A 23275-nucleotide genomic window follows, 5' to 3' on the forward strand; every position below is an offset into this window, starting at 1 on the left:
AAAGATTAGGCGAAAAAACCTAATCTTTTTTGCATTATTCAGTTTGTTCTTTTTTAGTTACATTCGCTAATAAAATTCCTTCAACAAAGGCCAAAATAAAGCTGGCGGTTAAGAAGTCCATTACGTTGCCTGACAAGAAGGCAGCAAAGATCATAAAGGCAATTGAAAGCAGCATCGAACTGATCAGATAAGTACGTTTTTCTTTGTGCAGCAGCCATTTAATTAAAGCATAGAGCATAATCACTACATAAGGCCCGATGAAGAGCAGCATCCCGATCCAGCCCAGAGAATAAATCTGACTGGTAAAGTCCCGCTCTAGGTTGAAGATATTCGTCTCACGAGTGTAAGAAATGCCCAAGAACTTGTCGAGGCGGTTATTGTTGGTCTTGACTACTTGATCAAGCATAGCCTGTTCTACGTGACGGTTTTGCATTCTGGCAGTGCCCGGTTCGTTCATGATCTTAAGCCAAAATTCTGGGTCGTATTTGTAAGGGTAACTTTTGTAGACGAACTTCTTATTAAGAGCGTAGTCTTGGTAATGCTCTTCAATGAAGTTGGTTAAAAATTCTTTGCGTTTTTGCCCCTTCGGATATTTTTTAAGGCCAGCAGACAATTCTTTTTTGGCTTGGGTTAAAGAATTATCAGATTGTTGGGCTAAATATTTTTCATAATTGTAACGCTGGATTGCGGGGCCAAAGGGGATGATGGCAAAGGTACCGATCTCAATTAATAGGGCAACGACGATTGCCTTGCCGTTCTTTTTGACATCTTTAACAATGAATAAATGAAAAATATAGAGCAAGATGCCAATGATGATCCCACCAATTAAGCCGATTAAGGCCACCTTGGTGCCTAATTCAATCATGGCTAAAGCCTGAACAACATTCAGGGTAACGATTTGCCAATTAAAATGACTGAATATAAAGTAGAGCATCAAGGGCACCAACATAAAGAGAACTGCTGAAACCATATTGGCAAAATTGAAGAAGCCCTTAGAAGCCATATGGGAATAGCCGATGTTAGGATTAACAAACCATTCGAAAATGTTGGCGCTGATCGGGCCAGTCTCATAACTTCTCAGTGAGATGACGAAAAGATTAGAAATGACAATCGTGAAGGAAAATAGTCCGCTGATCCCCTCAATCACATGGCGGAACTGCGTTTGGCTGAAGTCCAATTCTTTAGTAAAGAAGATCACGATTAGCGGCAAGATCATTCTAATAAGATAGAAGATTTCGCTAACGGTTGAATAGTTGTAATCATCTGGATTGACACTGTTGAAGCTTTTGACATGAATCAAGTGGATGATCGAATATAGGATTAATAAAGCTAAATAAACAATCAGCCACTTGTCTTGCCCCAATTTTTGCCAATTTTTTTTTTGACTGAAAAACATGCAGATTAGGACAAAAACAGCTAAGATTCTGATGATGGTTGGCAAGGTGAAGGGCAAAATGTCAGCCAGCTTGCCGTTGTAGAACCAATAAAGATCCAAAAATGGTTGAATTAAAATAAACCAAAATAAAACAGTACGTGTTTTTTCTTTCATAAAAACTCCTCTCGCAATTATGTCCTAATTTTAGGCAAAAAAAGAGCTCGCGTAAATATTACACGGGCTTTTTTCGATCAAATTTTACTTTTTGTCGGACTCTTTTTTATCAGTGTCCTTCTTAGCAATCTTTTCAATCTTAACTTCATTAGTTGAAGCAGTTTTGCTGTTCTTAGCAGCACGAGCAGCCTTTAAGTTCTTAAAGTTAACAACGATCTTGTTGTTTAAGTCGCTGATGGCAGTTTTATCAACGGGATCGTATGAAGTAATTGCTAAGAGAGCAGAATTTTCGTAGATTTTTTCAACTTTGCCTTGGAATGGCTTCTTAAGTTCTTCTTCTGACTTGGCACCAACGATTGCACCAACTTTTACGTCTGCTTTTTTCATTATTAGTATCTCCCTTCCGAGAAAAAGTCTTAGTCTTTTGTAACACAAGAATGCTATTATAAAAAAGCAACATTTTCAAGTGGGGAGAATCAGGTTTTGAAAAAAATAATTCTTATCGCAGGTCCTAGCGGCGCTGGCAAGACAACTATTTCAGAATATTTAACCGAAGAATATGGTATTCCACGCGTATTGACCCATACTACGCGGCCAATGCGACCAGGCGAGAAGCAGAATGTTTCTTATCATTTTGAAACCGATGAAACTTTTGCCCAGCTGCACTTTTTTGAGCATATTAAGTACGGCTCTTATCAATATGGCTCAAGTCGAGAAGCTTTGAATCTGGCCTGGCAAAAAAGTGATCTGGTTTCATTAATTGTTGATATCAAGGGCATTTATTCCTACATTGAACAGCTAGGTGACAAGGCTTATTTTCTTTATGTTACAACTTCTACTAAAGAGGAGTTGAAACAGCGCCTTTTAAAGCGGGGCGATGATCCAGCCAAGATTAAAGAAAGACTTAGCGGCAGTGAATTAAATGCTTTACCTGAAGATTTGAAACAATACGCTCATATCTTAGTTAACGACAATTTAACAGAAACTAAAAACGCGCTCGATGCCCTTGTAGCAAAGCTTCGCTAGCATTTTGCTTCTCCTTTTTTTACATAAAATATGTTTTTTTAACATGTTTCTTAACGTGATGGTAGTTTTTTTGAAACATTCGTGTAACATTCAATCGGTATTATATAAACCGTCAACTGATTGAGAAATCAAAAAACAAATTTAGTAATTTTTAGAGGAGACAATTAATTTTGAATTTTAGACGTACTTTAGTAAAATACACTGCAGCTTTATCAGTATTCTTTGCCGGTATTTCAATGATCAATGTTCCAGCTGTTCACGCTGATGATGTTTCAAGCACTACTATCAATACTAACAACTCAACTACAGATCTTGAAACTACCAAGCCTGATTCAAGTTCAGTTAAGAAGGAATCAGCTACTACTAAGAAGCGTGATGCAGTTGTTAAGCTTGTTAAGAAGCAAATCGGCAAGCCTTACATCTGGGGTGCTACAGGTCCTAGTGGTTTTGACTGCTCAGGTTTAACTAGCTACGTTTACAAGAATGCAATTAACAAAACTCTGCCAAGAACTACTTACTCACAAATTACCCTTGGTAAGAGCGTTTCAGTATCAACTAAGAAGCTTAAGAAGGGTGACTTGTTATTCTGGGGTAACTATCACGTAGGTATTTACGTAGGTAACGGTAAGTTTGTTCACGCTCCAGCTCCTGGTCAAAATGTTAAGCAACAAACTTTAGCTTCATTCTACCCATCATCAGCTAAGCGCGTAATCGACTAAACGTGTTAGTCTCCTAAAAATGAATATTTAAGATAACAGTTAAGGAAAATTCCTTAGCTGTTTTTTCTATTTTTTGATAAAAACGTAATATTTATTAAATCAGTATTACTTTTGTAACAGTAATGTAACATAAGAACATTATTATAGATTTTGTTAAATGCGTTAAAGAAATTTAAAGATTTTCCGATAAATTTATATTTTCGTTACCAAATTTAGTGAATCTAATGATGTTACTTAAAAAACATAATAGGAGAATTTGATGAATATTAAGAACAATTTCGTAAAAGTTACTGCAGCTGCTGCATTAACTCTGACCGGTGTAGCTGTAGTAAATACTGTAAAGCCAGATTCAACTAATGCTACTGTTCAAGCCGCTACTACTAAAGTAAAGATCAACTACGTTGCAGGCTACGGAATTAACATCTGGGATAACTACAATGGCGGTCATTTTACTGGTGTACGTGCCCAACATGGTGCTACATACAATGTTCTTGATACTAAGACTGACAAGAAAGGTCGTACTTGGTACCAAATCGGTGAAGGACAATGGATTTTAGCTCAATACACTGTTGATGCTAGTTCAAGCAAGGCTCAAGCTGTTAAGAAGACCAAGAAGGTTAAGAAGTCAACCCAAGCAACTGGGGATGCTTCAGCGGTTATTACTTTAGCTTCATCACAATTAGGTAAGCCTTATGTTTGGGGTGCCAATGGTGCTAACTCATTTGACTGCTCAGGTTTAGTACAATATGTTTACTCAAACGCTGCAGGTGTAAAGATGGGCAGAACCACTTATGACCAAGTTAAGCAAGGTTCAACCGTCTCAATGAGCAACCTCCAACCAGGTGACTTGCTTTTCTGGGGTAGTGCAAGTGCTCCATATCACGTAGGTATCTACGTTGGTAACAACCAATACATTCACGCTGCTACTCCTGGTCAAGGCGTAATTAAGCAAACTTTGAGTAGTTACTTCTATCCAAGCGTTGCTAAACGTGTTTTAAACTAAATAAAATAACGACTAATTAAGGCGGATTACATGGTAATTCGTCTTTTTTTGTAACATTGTAATGTTCTAATTTGATTCTTGTCGTGGAACATGCAATAATGAAGGCGTTAAGTATAAAAGTGGGTAATTAGTGAAAATATTCACAGCTTTCGCTACCAAGGGGATTAATTATGAAACATAAATTTTTTAAGGTAGGAGCAGCTGCAGCACTTACTGTTACAGGTGTTTCTGCAATCACGTCGATGAAAACCGTTCGTGCAGCTAATTTTACGGCAATTAAGCAAGTTAAGATTAGCTATTTGCCAGGTAAGAGTCTGAATATTTGGACCAACTATGAAAATGGTCGGTTCATGGGCTATCGTGCTAAAGATGGCACGGTCTGGAACGTAGCTGACACTGCGCTCGATAAGAAAGGCAACTTGTGGTACAAGGTTGGTACGCGTGAATGGATTGAAGCACGCTATACTGTTGATGTTACTCCTGGTAACAAGACGCAAGTTTCACAAGCGCCAACAGCTAAAAAGACTACTACCAAAAAAGCAACCAAGACAGTAACTACTGTCAATAAAAAAAATGCAGCCGTAGCCACCAAAACAGAGACGCAAAAGAAGGCTGAGAAGGCAGCCAAGGTTAAAAAGGCTAAACAAATTGTTAACACCGCCGTCAAGAAGACGCAAAATACAACTAAGACTTCTTCAACGCAAGCAAGCAGTAAAGCTGCTTCGATTGTAGCTTTAGCTAAGCAGCAATTGGGCAAGAATTACGTTTGGGGTGCAGAGGGACCAGATTCCTTCGACTGTTCCGGTTTAGTACAATATGTTTACCAAAAAGCTGCTGGTGTGAACTTACCAAGAACCACTTATGATCAAGTTAAGGTCGGTCAAACTGTTTCATTAGATAGTTTGCAACCAGGTGATTTGGTCTTCTGGGGTTCGACCACAGCACCATATCATGTGGCAATTTATATTGGTAATAACCAATATGTCAACGCAGCTACACCTGAACAAGGTACAATTTTACAAACCGTTTCTAGTTACTATCAACCAACGATCGCTAAGAGAGTGTTGTAGAAAATTAAATTAAGGAATGTTAGGCAAGCAGACTGATGCTTGCTTTTTTTGCAGTAATTTTCTCTGTACTGAAAATTTTTAGATTTTTCGTCATAATTTTCTCTAGACTGAAAATTATTGGGGTTATTAAGCTGAATAGCTTGGTAAATAGCGGTATAATTAAAGCCGATGTTAATTAGGTTGAGGTGAATTGAATGGCAAAGAGGCGCCAATATCTTTGGTGTTTGGTTGAGTTACCTAACGGCAAGCGTGAGTGGTATTGTATTTCCAAGGTGTTGCGCAAGGCCTTACTCTGGGAGAAAAATTATTTGCATAATCAATACTGGCGCAATACATTAATCGGTAGCTACCTCAATGTTGCCCGGACGCGTTATCGCCACGATCGCGCTATTATCACGGTGGGCCGAGTAGTCCGCGTAAAAATTTTGCATTATCCGACCCGCGATTGGCATTGGACGCGGAATCAATTCATTGATGCGGATCAATTGGAGAATTTTTCGACTGCGTATAATTATATGAAGCATAATTATGCTTGGTATAATAAATTGCTGATTCATTGCGCTTTGCGACGCTGGAAGTGGAAGCGGAGAAAAAGGCGATTATTAGAACTGAAGTAAAGATTATGGAGCAGCAAAAGAATTTGGGCTATAGTATGTTTTGAAGATATGCAAAGTAATACTTTCATTGAAATAACTAAAAAATCATATTACAATAGTAAAAGAAAAGGAGCTAGCGAGTGCCAGTCGCTAACTCCAATCGTAACTTAAGATGACTAGGTTTCGGCTAATCCTTGTGATTAGCTTTTTTTGTTATCGCGTACGCAATGACCAAACGAATGACAAAAATGCCTAAAGCATTCAACACAATCGCAATGGCGATAGCCCAAGTAATCAATGGGAGACCTACTCCTCCAGTCTATTCTATGTCGCATAGCTGTCACCTCCGTAACTTAAGAAATATTGAGGGGTGTGTAGCCATGCTAAGTTACTAAGTCTTAACGGTAGCTAACCGTTGTATCAAGACCTGTTTTTATTTTATCTAAGGAATAGTGAAAAAGCGATACTATTTTGAAAATAGAGAGTTAAAAAGGCTGAAACAGTTGCAATTATAACTGTTTCAGCCTTTTTTACTTGTGATGTTTTACAATTTGCTTCGCTTTTAAGCGGCTGTTTTGCCGGAAAAATCTGAAGCTGTAGCTGTCATGTTTACCAATTTGTACGCGGTACTTATGAGTGTTGACCAGCTTGGTTTTGCCAGGATAGTAGCTAATCGTGGTCGTGAAGCCATCGCCATAGAGGGATGTGCCAAAGTTGCGCACCTGCGTAGCGCGATACTTTTTCTTGGTAGTTAAATCCGTAATGTAGATCTTCGGCTGACCAGTGATTTGCATAGTAGTTGAATAAGACCACGGGGTGCTGTGGCCGACTAATTCATATGGGAAAACACCACTAGTTGGATAAATTACCCGGCTCTTTACCGGCTTGCGTAAAATATCGTCAGCAAATAGACCATGTTCAACTGAATAAAGCACATTATTTTCCGTACCATAAGCTGCACCGATCCCCATTCGCGTTGCCCGCGCTGAGAGGATTAACCCGCGGTGGCCAATGTTGCCGCGACCAGCGAGATTGTTGCCCTCGCGAACCAAATCGGTCACAATTTCCCCAGCAGAAGCACCGCCGTCTGATTCTAAAAAGTTAATGTTGCCTAGAGTTGAACCTTCGGCTGTGTCCCAGTCAGTGTCACTGATATAGCTTGGCTTCGTGTAGCCTTGTAAACCATGAGCCTGTAAATTTTGCGCCGCATTCACTGCAGCTAATGCATCAGCACCAAGTTGGGCATGGAGGTTATCAGTTGCATTATTAGCATCTTCAGGCAGACCAGCTAGTGAGCGGTAGTAGTTCACATAAGCTATCGAAGTAGTGATGTAGTCGGAATTAAGAATGCCCACTGAAAAAGGGATGCCAAAATTAGGCTTGATGGCAAAGATCGAATCAGGAGTGTACTTTTTATGGTTTAATGCATGATATTTTTTTTGAAAAGTGCGTACTTGTCTTGCTTCTTTGGCGTTATATTTGGCCGCTATGACAGGTGTACTATTAGTCGCTAATAAAGTGGCAGCTGCTAAAAAAAGCAAAAATTTCTTTTTATTCATAGAGCTCCTATCTAGCTAAGCCAAATATTGCTTGAACTTAGCTTGATCAGCTGGAGCAATATTGGCTTCGATATGGACGCCATCGTCTTGATAATCTTCGCGTAAAACTTGCGCGCGATCATGCAAGTAGGCGAGTTCCTTGCCTGCGCTTAGTGGCAGAATCAAATCGAACTTCTCATAGTTAGCAAAAACGCGCTTGGTGATCAAGTCGGCTAACAGTTTGATTGATTTTGGATCGATGGCAGAATAAAGGATGTCATCGCCTTCGATTTGTGGATAGTTGCGGTCGGTTTTGTCAGCTTTGTTGTAGGCAGTAATCATCGGAATCCCCTTAACACCAATCTCATCCAAAACGTTCTGCGTTGTCCGAATCATTTGGACCATGTTGGGGTCAGATGCGTCAACGACATTGATCAAGAGATCAGCGTCGCGCGTTTCTTGCAAGGTCGCCTTGAAGGATTCAACTAAGTTGTGCGGCAGTTTAGAAATGAAGCCGACCGTATCAGACAGGATAAAGCTGAAGTTGTCCTTCAAGTCGATTCGCCGCACGGAAGTATCTAGCGTAGCAAAAAGCATGTTCTTAACGAAAACTTGCTTGTCGGCCGCTTCTTTAGAAAATTCGCGCAATAGCCCGTTCATTGTGGTTGACTTGCCGGCGTTGGTGTAGCCAACTAAGGCAACTTTTGGCAGGCGGCTTTGGTTGCGCCGAGCTGATTTAATTTCTTCTTGGCTGGCAACGGCCTTGAGTTCTTTTTTAATAGCGGAAATTTGCTTGCCGATGGTCCGCCGGTTCAATTCCAGCTTACTTTCACCGGCACCACGGTTAGCGAAGCCACCACCACGCTGTTGGTCCAAGTTGTTCTCGGAAGGGTGTAAACGCGGCAGTTCATACTGGAGTCGCGCTAGTTGCACTTGCAATTTAGCCTGCTTAGTTCGAGCACGACTGGCAAAAATTTCGAGGATCAATTCCGTGCGGTCAATCACGCGCATCTTGGTCAACTTTTCTAAGTTGCGGATCTGTACAGGAGTTAATTCATCGTTAAGGACTAAAACTTTTGCCTTTAGGCCTTTTGCCATGGTTTTAATTTCATTAATTTTACCTACGCCAAAGTAAGTTCCGGCGACAATTGATTCTGCGTTTTGAAAACTTTGCCCAACTACTTCCATGTTGTTGGCTTCAGTTAGGTTGGCCAGCTCAGTCATGTAGTAGTCGAAGTTGGGGTCATTTAAGTTGACGCCCGCGATGTAAGCTTTGGTTTTTTTAGGTTGATTATCGATCATAAAAACACCTCGTTATTTGTTGTTAAGTTTATTGTATTACAGATCCTTATAATAAGGAAAGAAGTCGAATTTATATGATAAAAGGTATTAAAAATATGCTGACTAATATTCAACAGGTATTTAAAAAATTGTCGAAAAATAAAAGAATAGAAAAAATAATAATCATATGCCAGCAGAAGTTGGCGTATTTTTTTGGTTAAAACTATTAGAATTGAATTATTTTAGCCCCAATATCCCCAATTAAGTTAAATTACAGCGGTTATTTACGACTTGTAAGCCTTTTAGAGCTGGTCAAAAGATACTTCTTGAGTATATAATAAAAAGGATTTATAAGATTAGAGGACTAGAATGGAAAATAACAGAGAATCAAATAATCAACCGATACATCGTCATCACCATCATCGACACCATCACCGCCGGCGCAAATTCTGGCGCGTCTTTTGGATCATCGTTGCAGTGATCATTGTTATCGGTCTTTTTGTTTGCGGCATGATTTATAAAAATCTTCGTGATACAACGCAAAACATGTATACGCCTGTTGCTAAACAAACCAAGAGTAACCGTGGACGTAATCTTGATAATTTGTTAGCACAAAAGAAACCGATCAATATTCTTTTGCTGGGAACAGATACGGGTGCCATGGAGCGTCACTGGAAGGGTAGAACCGATACCATCATGATGATGGCAATTAACCCTGAAAAGGATAGTACTACGATTGTTTCTATTCCGCGTGACTCAAACGCAATTTTCCCGAACTTCCCACAATATGGCGTCACTAAGATTAACTCAGCTTATACCTTAGGCGGGGTTAGTGAGACCATTAAGACTTTAGACAAGTACTACAGTGTCCCAATTGACGGCTACATTATGATCAACATGGGTGGCCTTAAGAAGGCGATCGACCAAGTTGGCGGTATTGAGGTAACGTCACCATTGACATTTGATAATATGGGCTACCACTTCGTTAAAGGTCAGACTTATCATATGAATGGTAAAAAGGCCTTAGCCTTTGCCCAACTTCGTCACGGTGACCCACGGCAAGACTACGGTCGTCAAGATCGTGATCGCCGCATTATCATGGCCTTGTTAAAGAAGTCTGTTTCACCAACAACTTTGCTTAACACTGACTTCTTGAATTCAATTTCTGATGAAATGCAAACCGACTTGACTATGAACCAAATGTACAAGATCGGCATGGATTACCGCAAGGCTACTGCTAATGTAACCCAAGACCACGCTCAGGGTGAAAGTAAACAAACACAAAACCCTAAGTTTGGCACTATGGAAATCGAAGTAATTAGCCAGCAAGAAAGACAAAGAGTGTCTGATAAGCTGCGCGCAGCTTTGGGCTTGCCTGATGTTAAGGTAGCTGCTAACAAGGCTAGCTATGTAATGAATCGTTAATTATTAAAGGAAAAGGTAAATGGAACAAGAGCAAAAGCAAACTGAAAATACAATTGATCTTACTCAATTGCTGCAAATTTGCCGTCGCCACATCTGGGCATTGATTATCTGGAGTGTGGGTCTGGCTTTAGTCGGCTGGGGCGTTGCTAATTTTATTATTTCACCAAAGTATACTTCTAATGCACAGATCTTGGTTAACCAAAAGGCTAACAAAAATGACCCTAACGCTGCATATAATACGCAACAAGCCAACATGCAAATGGTTACTACCTATAAGGATATCGTAACTAGTCATGTAATCTTGCAAGATGCTTCTAATCGTTTGGCTAACCCAGTTAGAGTAGTGAGAAAAGCTCAACCTGCTAAGTACCGGACTAATGCAGATGGTCGTCGAGTATTAGTAAAAAAGGCTCAACCAGAAGTAGTTGAACGTAGTGGTAAGAGCTATGGAATTTCTGCTAGCGAATTAGCTAAGAGCATCTCAGTTAATACGCAACAACAATCTCAGGTCTTCTCAATTTCTGCAACTGCTGATACTCCTGAAAAGGCTAAGGCTGAAGCTAACGCTGTAGCACGTTCATTTAGAGATCAAATCCCTAATATCATGAACATTAACAACGTTACGATTGTTGCACCAGCAAATAACGGTACCCAATCTTCACCTAATGTAAAACTCTTTACTTTAGCTGGTTTTGTCATTGGTTTGGTCTTAAGCTTTGCCGTAATCTTAATTCGTGAGATGTCTGACACGACAGTCAAGGATGATGCATTCTTGACAGATACTTTGGGCTTGGTTGACTTAGGTCAAGTTTCCCACTTCCATGTGTCATCATCATTTACTATTAGAAGAAAGAATAAGAATTCTAATGGTTTTAAGCGTAGAAGCCGTCGAGTATAGAGAGGAGAAAAGCAATGGCCTTATTTAAGAAAAAGCGTGGTACCGACGATACGATTAAGCACGGTGCTCAATTAATCACAGTTGCTGATCCTCGTAGTGCAGTGGCTGAACAGTTCAGAACAATTAGAACTAATATTAACTTCATGGCAGTTGATGAAAACATTAATACTTTGGCCTTCACTTCAGCTAACATCAGTGAAGGTAAGTCAACTGTCACGGCTAACGTGGCGATTACTTATGCACAAGCAGGCCGCAAGACCTTATTGATTGACGCCGACTTGCGTCGTCCAACCTTGCACAGTACGTTCAACGTTAAGAATAATACTGGTTTGACAACTGTTCTTACTTCAGAAGCTGACGAAATCAACTTAAATGATGTGGTTGAAGAAAGTGGAATTGATAACTTGTCAATCTTGACTTCTGGTCCGATTCCACCTAACCCAGCTGAATTAATCGGTTCACGCCGAATGGAAACTTTCATTGAATTGGTTAAGTCTCATTACGACATGGTAATTATCGACTTGGCACCAGTACTTGAAGTATCTGATACACAAGAACTAGCTAGTCACTTAGACGGTGTGGTCTTAGTTGTTCGCCAAGGCGTAACGCAAAAGGCCGGGATTCGCCGAGCAGTGCAAATGCTTAAGTTTGCTAAGGCTCGCATCTTGGGCTACGTTATGAACGATATTAGAGCTGAAAATGGTGGCTATGGTTACGGCTACGGTTATGGCTATGGTTACGGTGCTGAAAAGAAAAAAGGTTTGTTCGGACGTAAAAAGAGTGATGGTCAATAATGGTCTTAGTTGATATTCACTGCCATATCTTACCGGGCATTGACGATGGTTCAAAAAGTTGGGAGACTTCGATTAAACTTGCTCAGGCTGCGGTAAAAGATGGCGTAACGCATGCAATTTGTACACCACATACGCTTAATGGGCGCTATACAAATCATAAAGATGACGTTATCTGGCTGACTGATCTCTACCAACAGAAGCTGGATGAAGCTAAGATCCCGTTGACAGTTTTCCCCGGACAAGAAGTTCGCTTGTCAGGAGACTTGATTGATGCACTTGATCAGGACGATATCTTGTTCTGCGATGAAGATGGAACTTATATGCTATTGGAATTTCCAAGTGATGACGTGCCAACTTATGCGCAGAATACGATCTTCAAGGTGATGCAGCGCGGGATTACGCCGATCATTGTGCACCCAGAGCGCAATAGCCGCATCTTGAAGGAACCAGAAGTTTTGCAAGGGATGCTGGAACAAGGTTGTCTAGTGCAGATTACGGCTAGTTCTTATACGGGCGTTTTTGGTGATAAGATTGAAGAGATGTCGCGTAAGTTGATTGCGGCGGGGCAGGGATGCACTTTTGCTTCGGATGCGCATAACTTACCTAGAAGACAGTATCAATTGAGCGAAGCTTATAAAAAAATGAGCCAGGAATTCGGTCAAGACCTAGCTCAGCAGTGGCAAGATAATGCTCGCAGCATTATCAATGGCGATCCAGTTCAGATGGATTGGCAGCCGTTGAAGCGCAAGAAGAAGTTCTGGTTGTTTTAAGCTAATTGCAAGTGTGCAAATTTGTATTAGAGCTAGTGCAAGCGTGATAATATAGAAAAAGTGAGTATTGTAGACTGAGTAATTAGGAGAGTAAGAGGCAATGATGCTAATGGAGAAACTACAGGTTAATCCGGCAAAGGTAAATGGCCGACCCGTATATCATACAGTTAAGCGAGTATTTGATATACTGGCTAGCGCACTTGGGTTAATCTTACTATCTCCGTTATTTTTATTTTTGATAATAAAAATACGCCATGAAGATGGTGGCCCCGCTTTTTATTCGCAAGAGCGAATTGGTAAAGATGGCAAGCCATTTAAAATGTACAAATTTCGTTCAATGATAGTTAATGCGGATCAAATGATTGATCAATTAGAAGATCAGAACGAAGTTGATGGGGCAATGTTTAAGATTAAGGATGACCCAAGAATCACTAAGATTGGGCATACGATTCGTAAATATAGTCTTGATGAATTACCCCAACTCTGGAATGTATTAATTGGTGATATGTCGTTAGTTGGTCCGCGTCCGCCTCTACCATCAGAAGTAGCAGAATATACTGATTATGATAAACAGAGATTGATGGTCATGCCGGGCTGTACTGGTCTGTGGCAAGTTACTAAGCGTAACGAAGCTGACTTTGATGAAATGGTTTGGCTTGATATTGTATATATCAACCATTCTGGAATATTGGAAGATCTGAAGTTGATTATTAAGACTATTGGGGTGGTTGTTCATCCTAATGGGGCATATTAATGGGAGAAGCGAATAGATGAATAAAAGAATCTGCGTTCTTCACGTTGCAGAAGCTGCAGGTGGTGTAGAGAGATATCTACAAACTTTATTTAAATATAGCGATAAGGAACATGTAGAGAATATTTTAGTTTGTTCGCAAAATTATGACTATAAGAAGTTTAAAGAATTGGCTGATAGAGTGATCGTGTTAAAAATGGCTCATCAAATTAATCCATCTTCTGATATTAAAGTGGGAAAAGCTTTGCGTAAGATTATTAAGAAAATTAAACCAGATATAGTCTATGCTCACTCTAGTAAAGCAGGTGCTTTAGCCAGAATTGCTGATTTAGGGTTAAAAAATAAAGTAATTTATAATCCTCACGGCTGGGCGTTTAACATGCAACAATCTACTAAGAAAAAAGAAATGTATAAATGGGTTGAGAAGATTTCAGCCCATTTTTGCGATAAGATAGTCTGTATTTCTGATGCTGAAAAAGAATCAGCTTTAAGAGAAAAAATTTGTAAACCATCTAAATTACAAGTGATTTATAACGGTATTGATTTAGAAGAAATAAAAAATACTGTTCCTAAGACCAGAAAAGAACTTAATATACCAGAAGATGCATTTGTAGTGGGAATGGTAGGAAGATTATCTAAGCAGAAAGCACCAGACGTCTTTGTTAAAGCAGCTAAGTTAATTAAGCAAAAAATCCCAAATGCTTACTTTTTAATGGTAGGTGATGGTGAATTACGCGATCAAATTGAAGCAATGATTCATAAGTTTAATCTTGATTCATCATTTTTGATTACTGGTTGGGTGGATAATCCAATCTCTTATATGAAAATAATGAATGTAGGCTGCTTACTTTCTCGATGGGAAGGATTCGGATTAGTGCTTCCGGAATATATGGCCTGTGGAATTCCTATTGTTGCTACAAATGTTGACGCTATACCTAATATTATTAAAGATGGTGTAAATGGGCTGCTAGTAAAGAAAGATGACTTTTGTGCTACTTGTGATGCGATTCATAAAATATATGCTGACAAGAATGTGAAAAGAAATATTAATAGTAATAATAAAGACGTTAATAAATTTAATGTTTCAAAAACTGTAATAGAAAGTTTAGAGCTTTATATAAATGAGGAGAAAAATAAGTGACTAAAGTATCAGTTATAATGTCAGTTTATAATGTAGATAATTATGATGTATTACTTGCTAGTGTTAAATCCATATTAAATCAAAGCTTTAAAGATTTTGAATTTATAATTTGTAATGATGGATCCTCAAATGCTCAAACGGAAGAATATCTAAAAATAATTAAGAATTTTGATTCTAGAATTAAGATTATAGGATATAAAAAGAATATGGGGTTAGCATATTCTAGAAATCAATGTATTAAGTTTTGCAAAGGAAAGTATATTGCATTTCAAGATGATGATGATGTTTCTGCCCCTGATAGATTAAATGAAGAAGTAAATTTTTTAGATACTAAACGTGAATATTCTTTTGTTGGAACCAATGCTAATGTTTTTGACAAAAATGGAATATGGGGAGAGTATATAAATCCACAAAAGCCTGCAAAGAAAGATTTTTTGTGGAATAGTCCATTTCTTAATCCATCTATGATGTTTAGGGCTCAAGTTCTTAAAGAAAATAAGGGATTTCGAGTGGCAAAAAAAGTTAAGAGAGTGGAAGATTATGATTTGTTCTTTAGATTATATGCTAAAGGGTATAAAGGATATAATATTCAAAAAAAATTGTTCAATTACCGAATTGAAATTGAAAAGGAGAAAAATAAAAAATATCGACCAATGCATGATCGAATTAATGAAGCAAGAATAAGAATGGAAGGATATAAGGGGCTAGGGATGCCTATTATAGGTATTCCATTTATAATCAAGCCAATTTTAATCGGCTTGATACCTCATAAGATTTTTTATTTTATACGAAAACGGCAATACTAATATGTGTAATCTAGTTATTAGCAGAAATTATTCAAATAGTTTTTTGTATGCAAAAGTGTTAAGCAGACTACCTGGTTGTACTAAGTTTAGTAGATATTTTAATGATAGAAGGCATGAACGAATAGAAAAAGATTTAATGCCTTTGTTTAAATACTCTCTAAACACAATCAAGTATCCTACTGATAAAAATAAAAGTTCCTCTATTATTTGGATATTTTGGTGGCAAGGAGAAAATAAAATGCCACCCTTAGTTAAAAAATGTTATAGGAGTATTATCAGTAATAAAGGAAAAAGGAAGGTTATTCTGATAACTCAAAAGAATATAAAAGAATATGCAACAATTCCAGATTATATTTATAAAAAGATAGATGAAAAAAAGATTTCTTTAACTCATTTATCTGATATACTGAGGTTTAATTTATTGAACAATTTTGGTGGATTGTGGATTGATGCCACAATATTTGTCACTGATTCTTTGGATATATTTAGTACTGATAAGTTGTTTACATTAGGTGGTTATCCCGATGTAAAACATTTTAATGTCTCCTATGGGAGATGGACAGGTTTCTTTATTGGGGGTCCAAAAAATAGTGTTTTGTTTGATTTCATAGATACCTTTTTTAGAACGTATTGGAAATATAATGATGATTTAATAGATTATTTTTTAATAGATTATTGTTTAAATTATGCCTGGAATAAAAATTTAAGCAATTTTAAGTTAATAAAGAATAACACTAATCCACATTTATTTGACTTACAAAGTAAGTTAAATAAGAAATACAATAATGAATTAGTACAAAAATTGATATACAATACAAGAGTTTTTAAGCTTTCGTATAAAAAAGACGTAAATATAAATGATGTCAATAATGTTTATTCTCACTTGTGATAAAAGGATGAAGAATGAAAAAAAAAATAAAATTATCTATTGCATTAACAACTTATAATGGAAGTAAATATATTATTCAGTTATTAGATTCTTTAAAAAAACAAACGCTTGCACCGGATGAGGTTATAATAGTCGATGATAATTCTACAGATAGCACGGTTGAAATAATTAAAGATTATATTAAAAAATATAATTTGATAAATTGGAAAGTTTATGAAAATTCTAAAAATTTAGGATGGCAAAAGAATTTTACAAAAGCTCTTTCTAAAACTACGGGTGATTATATCTTTTTAGCTGATCAAGATGATATTTGGTATAAAAATAAAATAAAAAAGTTTATGGAATGCTTTTTGAGAACAAATGCTTGGATGGTAGTTTCAGATTTTAATGTAATAGGAAATGGACGTTCTAGAAAAACAACTAGTATGCCAAAAATTAATTATGAAATAGAGAAAGATGCCAAAAAAATAAAATTTGATGAAAACTATGCCCTAATATTAAGACCAGGATGCGTAATGGCGATCAATTCCGTATTAAAAAGAATTTATTTAGATCTTTGGTTTGAAAAAACACCACATGATGCTCTTTTATGGTTAATTGCAAGCATTACAAATAATATTTATTATATTGATTCTCCATCTATAGATTTTAGACGCACGGATGGCAATGCTTCAGGTTCAATTGCCCATGATATTTCTTTTAAAAGAAATGCAATAATCAGAGAAAAAAAAGTTAATAAGTGGTACTTAAATTCTAATCTAGTTAATAAAAAATTTATAAAGATTATAAGGAGAAATACAAGATGGAATAACTTAAGATATGAATTACTAATTAATCATAAATTAAGTAGTTGGGTTAGATTGTTTAAATATAAAGATTGCTATAAGACAAATAAGCAATATTTAGGGGATTTATATTATTATTTAGTATCAAAAAGAAATAAATAAACAACTTAATAAAGGTGTAAAAACATGAAGCAAGGATCTACCGTATTTCAAATAGACAATATAAGAAATATTTGTTTATTATTATGTGGCTTTTTTTGTACGATGCCAGTATTTAGTATAGGTGGGTTAAATTTTTATAATTATCCACTTCTTTTGTATGTTATAATAAACTTCTTTTGTGGAAAACTATACTTTGATAGTAAAAAAATAAGTATGTGTATTTTTTTACTTAGTTTATTTTTGTCTACCTTACTTAGTTTTTCAATTGTACCAAGTAATTGGTCTAGTTATTCGTTAAAATTTTCTTTTAAAATATCTATATTAATGTTGTTATTGTTACTCGTCTCAAGTAGAGATGATTTAATAGTAGGTAGGAAATATTTTCTAAAAGGATTATATTATGCTGCTTTTGCTCAGTTATTTTGGATATGTATGCAGCAACTATTTTATAGTTTTAAAGGGATAGATTTAAATTTAGTAGTTTTCGGAATAGCTAGTCCCATTCAAAATGGAGGATTGGCTTTAACAGGACTTTCCTGGGAAAGAGCTAATGCCATTATTGCACTGATAATAGGGATGATTTTAACAGATAATAAATTTGTAAAAGCAATATTTATAGTAGGTTCACTGTTAACAGCCTCACGTACAGGGGTTGGTATAATAGTTGTAATTATTATATACGACATTTTAATTTTGCATGGTCAGTTTAAATATAAAGTAAATATTTCGATAAAAAATTTATTTATATATATATGTATTGCTGTGTTAACTGTATTTTTATTACAGAGTAGCGTAACTAGACAATATTTTGATTATACTATTGTAAGATTTCAAAGACTAATTACTGGAGGAAATGACTATTCCGTAAATTCTGTACAAGTTGATGGGCATATTTTATATTATCAATGGTTATTACCAGCTTTAAAACAATTGCCTTTTGTTCAGGTATTATTGGGTTGCGGTACAGGTATTTCAGGATGGGTTTATTCGGTATTGTATAATCGATTTACAACTGGCGGTCCTTGGGGAATTGAAACTGATTTTGTAGGTTTAATTTTAGGGAATGGATTAATTGGTGCAATATTGTATTATTACAACTCATTAAAAATATTTTTTTCGCAAAAAAATCAAAAACTGAAGAAAATTATGTTAGCCATATTTGTTGGTACATTTATGTATAGTTTTTTAGGAAGCTCAATAAGTGTACTTTTAATGATATTTTGCCTTCCTTCAGATGATAAAATTGAAAATATTTAATTTATAGTTATTGATGATTTTAAATTAAGTTAACGGGTAAAAAAGAACTAGTATGAAAACAATATTATATTTAATGCAAATTGATTGGAATTGGATAAAACAACGACCTCAGTATATTGCAGAAGGTCTTTCAAAAAAATATCGAATTATTGTCATGTATAAACATACATATAATAATGTAGGGTATCAACATAGAAAATCTAAATTAGTAGAATTAAAGGAAATATACACTATACCTAATAGATTTAGTAATTTTAAAATAAGCAAAAAAATAAATGAAGCTATATTTAAATATAATGTAAAAAAGGAAATTGAAAATAATGATATATCAATTATTTATGTTACTTCACCTAAGTTCTATAAAATTATACCTTTAAACTTTAAAGGGAAGATTATATATGATTGCATGGATGATCACGTATTATTAGGAAATTCAGATAAAAAGGAAATTTTAAATAAAGAAAAAAAATTACTTGATATTTCAGATAAGGTTATAGTAACTAGTACTCACTTAGAAAATACTTTAATAAAAAGATATGGAAATGAAAATAAAAATAAATTTGTTTTAATAAGGAATGGATTTAAAGGCCCGATATTAAAGATAAATCAAATAACTCATTTAAAATCACAAAATTCTATTAAAATAAAAATAGGATATTTTGGAACAGTGAGTGAATGGTTTGATTTTGATTTATTGAAAAAAAGTTTAAAGGATTTTTCTAATATAGAATATAGAATTTGGGGACCAATAGATCAAAATATAAGGATACCTGAGAATTTAAAAGAAAAGATAAAGCTTTGTGGTACAGTTGAACATAACGAATTGTATAAAACTGTTTCAGATTGTGATATTTTGATAATGCCGTTTAAGCTAAATGAAATGATTAAGTCAGTTGATCCAGTAAAATTATATGAATATATAAATTTTGATAAAAATATAATTACAGTTAAATATCCAGAAATAGAAAGATTTTCTCCTTTTGTACATTTTTATTCAAATTATGATGAATATAAAAATATATTACACTTCTTTGAAAAAAATAAAGATGTAACTTATTCATTAAAACAAAGAGATTCTTTTCTAGAAACAAATAATTGGGAAAATCGAATCTCTAAGATTGAAACTCTAATAGCAGAATTGTAATAATTATGTTTAAAATATTAAAAGAAAAAATAAAAACTAAAACAATGGCTAATGGCGCATGGCTGTACTTATTGCAAATGTTTAATACAGTGATACCATTAATCACATTACCCTATGTTACTAGAATACTCGGTACTACACAATATGGCGTGTTTTCTGCCTCTTTTAATATTGTCGGATATTTACAGGTGGTTGTTGAATATGGCTTTGTTATGTCGGCAACGAGAGAGGTTGCGCTAATTCACACAAAAGAGAAAATAAATAAGTTATTTTCGACAATTTTATATTCAAGATTTTTTTTATTAATTGGCTGTATAATATTCTCAATGATATATTTGATAATATGGCATCCTAATAAAGTACAATTTTTTAGTTATTTATTGCTAATGATTATGGTTGGGGCAACCGTTATCCAAGAGAATTGGTTATTTCAAGGATTGGAAGATATGAAATATATAGCCATAGCAAATATAATTGCTCGAACTATAACTATGATCTTGATTTTTTGGTGCGTAAAGGGAATAAATGATCTATTAATTTATAGTTATTTATATGCGGTATCTCCATTAATTAGTAATATCATAGGATTAGGAATTGTAAAGGTAAAATATAATATAAAATTTGTAAAAGTAAAAGTTGTAGAAATAATTGATGAATTGAAAAAAGGATGGTATATTTTTACAACACAATTTACTGCCAAAGTATTTGGTGCAATTGGTATAACTTTTCTAACTTTTTATAGCGATTCTTCAACTGTAGGTATATTTTCTGCTATACAAAAAATTCCAAATTTAATGATTTTGATCTGGTCACCGATTAGCACTATTTTGTATCCAATGGTTAGTAAAAAAATGAAAGTGTCCTTTGAAGACGGTACAAATTTTGTTTTACATATAAGAAGAAAAATTTTATTATTATTTTTAATACCAACACTTTTATTTTCCATTCTATCGCATCCAATAGTAAAGATAGCTTTTGGTGGGGGATATGCCGATAAATCATATTGGTTAATTCCATTATTAATGTGGCTTTTTGTTTCAATAGATAATAATTTTTGGGGAATACAGATTTTGTTAGCAAGTGGTCATGATAAAGAATATAGTTTTTGTTTTATGATAAGTGTTATTGCAACAATTATATTTAATTATTTATTTATAAGATTATGGGGTGGTACTGGTGCCGCATGGGCTCCATTTGCTTCGGAAATGTTATTAGATATTTTATTAATATGGATGGTTAAAAAGCAAATTAATTAAAATAATGAGAGTCTGAAAAATTGGTTTTATTTTAGCTTATTCTTAAAAAAGAAAATACTAATATACCAACGTCCAACATTTGTTATAGCGTTAATTATTAGTGACTCTTGACTCAATCCTATAAATTTTGATTTTTTTGTTAAACCCCCTAAAGTGTAAAGGTAGATGGAAAGTAAGCGTCAAATAAAATAGTGTACTTAAAAACCGTCCCAGTTACTGTTATACTGAGACGGTTATTTAAGTTCTTTTATTTACAATTTATCTGGATCTTCTCTTGCCATGGTAAATAAGCTTCAAGGGTTTCCGAATCTAGAATCTCTTCATTCGGTAATTTCTGAAGCAAATAATTCAAGTACTTTTCAGGATCAAGGCCATTTCTCTTGGCAGTTTCAATTAAGCTTAGAATAAAGCCACTTGCAGTAGCACCCTCAAAACTTTGAGAAAATAACCAATTCTTCCGGCCCATGACGAGTGATTTTACAGCGCGTTCGGCCTTATTGTTAGATAATTCTAAATTGCCATCAAGCAAGACATGCTCAAAAGTAGCTTGATGCTTGAGGGTATAATTAATGGCTCTTCCCAATTTAGAGCCTGGCAAAACGGTGATTTTATTTTTCTCACACCAGTTGAAGAACTCTTGCATCAGAGGCTTGAGCTTTGCTTGTCTTAGCTGGTAACGTTCTTGTTTGCTCAAATTCTCCCAGGTTTGTTCTAAGTAAAACATGCGATTGCAGTAGTTGAGTCCTTTTTGGGCAAGGGACTTTTCAGAAGCCTGTTGTGGTACGGCTTCGTGAAACTTTCTTCTAACATGAGCCCAGCAGCCAACTAAAGTTGCTTTCGGCAATTGCTCATAAGCCTGCCACATATCACAGTGTAAATAACCGGGATAGTTTCCTAAAAAGTTTAAGGCAACCTTGCCACTCCGGGAAGGATCATGATGATAGAGTGTAATCCCGTATTGATCATGTTTGCCTGAAAGGAAGACCCAATAGTAAGTCTTGATTGTTTTACTTTCTAAGACTGTGTAATAAGTTTCATCGGCATGTAAAATTGGCCGCATTAACAGCTTTTGCTTAAGCAGATCATACACTGGTTTAAAGTAGTATTGACTGCTTTTCAAATCCCAATAATTTAATATCTGTCTTGAAACTTCTAGTCCCATCTTCTTCCAGTCGCTTTCTTGGCGATAGTCCGGCACCTTCATTTCATATTTTTGATAAAGTGAATGAGCGATGAGTGAAGCTGAACCTAGACCATGGTTTAGGGGAGCTTTAGGTACTGCAGCTTTAATGATCTTGTCGCTAAGATTTCTTTGACTGCAATATTTACATTTGTAAGCATGTTGGATATGGTCTAGCCTTTTAAGTTGAGCTGGGATAAACAATAATTCTTGGCAAACTGACTGCTTGCCTATTTCAATCAGTTCATGATGACAATCAGGACAATGCTTGTCGCCTAAATCATGGTGAACCTCTTCAGCTGGAAGGGCAGCTAGTAAGTCAGCACGCTTTCGTTTGTGAGCTTGTCTTTTATAAGTAATAGTCTGAACGGCGGCGTCGGGGACGTTCTCCGTCATCTTGAGCATCAGGTTCATCAAAGAGACTTGTTTGTCCATTTAAAGGCATTTGTTCTGAAGATTTGCCATAACGTTTTTGCGTTAAGTAAGCTACTTGTTCACGGAGGAGCTTGATTTCATCAGTTAAGTTTTGAATAGTAGTTGCTTGTTGTGCAATAATCTTTTCCAAATTTTCTTGTAACATGAGTTAAACTTCCTCCTAAATTTATTAGTTAAAAGAATATCAAAAAAGCGTGCGATGTCAAGTGTTAGTAGAATTCGCACGCTTTCGTGTTCTTTATTTTTGGATTGATTGCGAAGCCCTTCATTAGCCAGTCGACCTGCTCAGAAGATAAAGCTTGAACTTCATTTTGATTCCTAGGCCAGTTCAATTTTCCATTTTCAAATCTTTTGTAGAGCAGCCAAAAACCTTGTCCGTCCCAATAAAGGGCTTTGAAGCCGCCGCAAAAGAGGAAGACTTTGCCGCTAAAAGGATCAAGTTCAAACTGTTCTTTGACTAAAGTTGCTAGTCCATCAATGCCTTTACGCAGATCCGTCTTGCCGCAAACGATATAGACTTGCCCTAAGTCACTGAGCTTAATCATGGCAAGACTTTCTCAAGCAGCTTATTCATAATTTCAGGATCTAAGCTGCTGTAAAAATTCAGCTCTAAGTCATTCTTCTTTAAACTAAGCAACAGATTATTGCGTGGTGGACGAGCCTTCTTAGGTTTAGAAGAGTGGCCAAGTGCCACAATGGGTTGTTGTTTTTCGATCATATTCTTAACCTCCATTAAATTGATGAGATTAGAATACCTGAAAAATACGGACTAAAAAAGATACTCGGTTATATGACGCTTA

At 35.8% G+C, this 23275-nt stretch carries 25 protein-coding genes; 17 read left to right on the forward strand and 8 right to left on the reverse strand.

Annotated features, from left to right (window positions below; all coding sequences use genetic code 11):
* Window positions 1-34: 34 nt before the first annotated feature.
* Together Q0Y84_RS02920 and Q0Y84_RS02925 are read right to left on the reverse strand one after the other, a co-directional pair.
* The gene (locus Q0Y84_RS02920) at window positions 35-1549 is read right to left on the reverse strand and encodes an O-antigen ligase family protein (RefSeq protein WP_297950668.1); all 1515 of its coding nucleotides are present in this window, start codon (window positions 1547-1549) and stop codon (window positions 35-37) included.
* 84 nt (window positions 1550-1633) lie between these two features.
* Window positions 1634-1936, reverse strand: a complete 303-nt coding sequence (locus Q0Y84_RS02925; RefSeq protein WP_297950669.1) for a DUF2187 domain-containing protein — start codon at window positions 1934-1936, stop codon at window positions 1634-1636.
* 96 nt (window positions 1937-2032) lie between these two features.
* On the opposite strand from Q0Y84_RS02925, the gene Q0Y84_RS02930 reads away from it, so the two are divergent.
* The 5 genes from Q0Y84_RS02930 to Q0Y84_RS02950 all read left to right on the forward strand — a co-directional run bounded on the left by Q0Y84_RS02930 (window position 2033) and on the right by Q0Y84_RS02950 (window position 5984).
* A complete protein-coding gene (locus tag Q0Y84_RS02930) occupies window positions 2033-2575 on the forward strand; it encodes an AAA family ATPase (RefSeq protein WP_297950670.1) in 543 nt (180 codons plus the stop codon).
* Between the two features lie 170 nt (window positions 2576-2745).
* Window positions 2746-3294 carry a C40 family peptidase gene (locus Q0Y84_RS02935; RefSeq protein WP_297950671.1) on the forward strand — a complete coding sequence of 183 codons (549 nt, stop codon included), beginning with the start codon at window positions 2746-2748 and terminating at the stop codon, window positions 3292-3294.
* A gap of 259 nt (window positions 3295-3553) precedes the next feature.
* Window positions 3554-4297, forward strand: a complete 744-nt coding sequence (locus Q0Y84_RS02940) for a C40 family peptidase (RefSeq protein ID WP_297950672.1) — start codon at window positions 3554-3556, stop codon at window positions 4295-4297.
* Window positions 4298-4467: 170 nt separating this feature from the next.
* On the forward strand, window positions 4468-5367 hold the full coding sequence (locus Q0Y84_RS02945) for a C40 family peptidase (protein WP_297950673.1): 900 nt from the start codon (window positions 4468-4470) through the stop codon (window positions 5365-5367).
* Between the two features lie 194 nt (window positions 5368-5561).
* Window positions 5562-5984 (forward strand): hypothetical protein, encoded by a 423-nt coding sequence (locus tag Q0Y84_RS02950; RefSeq protein ID WP_297950674.1) that lies wholly within the window; start codon window positions 5562-5564, stop codon window positions 5982-5984.
* Window positions 5985-6493: 509 nt separating this feature from the next.
* On the opposite strand, the gene Q0Y84_RS02955 is transcribed toward Q0Y84_RS02950, so the two are convergent.
* A complete protein-coding gene (locus Q0Y84_RS02955; RefSeq protein ID WP_297950675.1) occupies window positions 6494-7522 on the reverse strand; it encodes a CAP domain-containing protein in 1029 nt (342 codons plus the stop codon).
* A 15-nt stretch (window positions 7523-7537) separates the two neighbouring features.
* Complete coding sequence (gene hflX, locus Q0Y84_RS02960; protein ID WP_297950676.1) at window positions 7538-8803, reverse strand: GTPase HflX; 1266 nt, start codon at window positions 8801-8803, stop codon at window positions 7538-7540.
* Between the two features lie 348 nt (window positions 8804-9151).
* Between hflX and Q0Y84_RS02965 the strand changes: the two genes are divergently transcribed.
* From Q0Y84_RS02965 to Q0Y84_RS03020, 12 genes are all read left to right on the forward strand, one after another.
* Complete coding sequence (locus Q0Y84_RS02965; RefSeq protein ID WP_297950677.1) at window positions 9152-10207, forward strand: LCP family protein; 1056 nt, start codon at window positions 9152-9154, stop codon at window positions 10205-10207.
* Window positions 10208-10226: 19 nt separating this feature from the next.
* A complete protein-coding gene (locus Q0Y84_RS02970; RefSeq protein ID WP_297950678.1) occupies window positions 10227-11105 on the forward strand; it encodes a Wzz/FepE/Etk N-terminal domain-containing protein in 879 nt (292 codons plus the stop codon).
* 14 nt (window positions 11106-11119) lie between these two features.
* Window positions 11120-11899, forward strand: coding sequence for a CpsD/CapB family tyrosine-protein kinase (locus Q0Y84_RS02975; protein WP_297950679.1), 780 nt, complete (start codon window positions 11120-11122; stop codon window positions 11897-11899).
* Window positions 11899-12669: a CpsB/CapC family capsule biosynthesis tyrosine phosphatase gene (locus tag Q0Y84_RS02980; protein WP_297950680.1), complete on the forward strand. Its 771-nt coding sequence runs from the start codon at window positions 11899-11901 to the stop codon at window positions 12667-12669. The genes Q0Y84_RS02975 and Q0Y84_RS02980 overlap by 1 nt, the downstream gene beginning before the upstream one ends.
* A 103-nt stretch (window positions 12670-12772) precedes the next feature.
* Window positions 12773-13423: a sugar transferase gene (locus Q0Y84_RS02985; RefSeq protein WP_297950700.1), complete on the forward strand. Its 651-nt coding sequence runs from the start codon at window positions 12773-12775 to the stop codon at window positions 13421-13423.
* A 16-nt stretch (window positions 13424-13439) separates the two neighbouring features.
* On the forward strand, window positions 13440-14561 hold the full coding sequence (locus tag Q0Y84_RS02990) for a glycosyltransferase family 4 protein (RefSeq protein WP_297950681.1): 1122 nt from the start codon (window positions 13440-13442) through the stop codon (window positions 14559-14561).
* Window positions 14558-15367 (forward strand): glycosyltransferase, encoded by an 810-nt coding sequence (locus Q0Y84_RS02995; RefSeq protein WP_297950682.1) that lies wholly within the window; start codon window positions 14558-14560, stop codon window positions 15365-15367. The genes Q0Y84_RS02990 and Q0Y84_RS02995 overlap by 4 nt, the downstream gene beginning before the upstream one ends.
* Before the next feature lies 1 nt (window position 15368).
* Entirely contained in the window at window positions 15369-16256 is an 888-nt protein-coding gene (locus Q0Y84_RS03000; protein ID WP_297950683.1) for a capsular polysaccharide synthesis protein, read from the forward strand.
* A gap of 14 nt (window positions 16257-16270) precedes the next feature.
* Window positions 16271-17203 (forward strand): glycosyltransferase, encoded by a 933-nt coding sequence (locus Q0Y84_RS03005; RefSeq protein WP_297950684.1) that lies wholly within the window; start codon window positions 16271-16273, stop codon window positions 17201-17203.
* A 24-nt stretch (window positions 17204-17227) separates the two neighbouring features.
* Window positions 17228-18460: a hypothetical protein gene (locus tag Q0Y84_RS03010; RefSeq protein ID WP_297950685.1), complete on the forward strand. Its 1233-nt coding sequence runs from the start codon at window positions 17228-17230 to the stop codon at window positions 18458-18460.
* A 52-nt stretch (window positions 18461-18512) separates the two neighbouring features.
* Window positions 18513-19604, forward strand: a complete 1092-nt coding sequence (locus tag Q0Y84_RS03015) for a glycosyltransferase (RefSeq protein WP_297950686.1) — start codon at window positions 18513-18515, stop codon at window positions 19602-19604.
* A 5-nt stretch (window positions 19605-19609) separates the two neighbouring features.
* Window positions 19610-20860, forward strand: coding sequence for a flippase (locus Q0Y84_RS03020; protein ID WP_297950687.1), 1251 nt, complete (start codon window positions 19610-19612; stop codon window positions 20858-20860).
* Window positions 20861-21107: 247 nt separating this feature from the next.
* On the opposite strand, the gene Q0Y84_RS03025 is transcribed toward Q0Y84_RS03020, so the two are convergent.
* From Q0Y84_RS03025 to Q0Y84_RS03040, 4 genes are all read right to left on the reverse strand, one after another.
* Window positions 21108-22436, reverse strand: a complete 1329-nt coding sequence (locus Q0Y84_RS03025) for an IS66 family transposase (RefSeq protein WP_297950688.1) — start codon at window positions 22434-22436, stop codon at window positions 21108-21110.
* The gene (locus Q0Y84_RS03030; RefSeq protein WP_297950689.1) at window positions 22390-22620 is read right to left on the reverse strand and encodes a transposase; all 231 of its coding nucleotides are present in this window, start codon (window positions 22618-22620) and stop codon (window positions 22390-22392) included. Before Q0Y84_RS03030 ends, Q0Y84_RS03025 begins: the two co-directional genes overlap by 47 nt.
* A gap of 64 nt (window positions 22621-22684) precedes the next feature.
* Window positions 22685-23020, reverse strand: coding sequence for an IS66 family insertion sequence element accessory protein TnpB (tnpB, locus tag Q0Y84_RS03035; protein WP_297950690.1), 336 nt, complete (start codon window positions 23018-23020; stop codon window positions 22685-22687).
* Window positions 23017-23193, reverse strand: coding sequence for a hypothetical protein (locus Q0Y84_RS03040; protein ID WP_164480571.1), 177 nt, complete (start codon window positions 23191-23193; stop codon window positions 23017-23019). Before Q0Y84_RS03040 ends, tnpB begins: the two co-directional genes overlap by 4 nt.
* Between the last annotated feature and the right edge of the window lie 82 nt (window positions 23194-23275).

The organism is uncultured Lactobacillus sp. (assembly GCF_947367125.1).
Lineage (GTDB): Bacteria > Bacillota > Bacilli > Lactobacillales > Lactobacillaceae > Lactobacillus.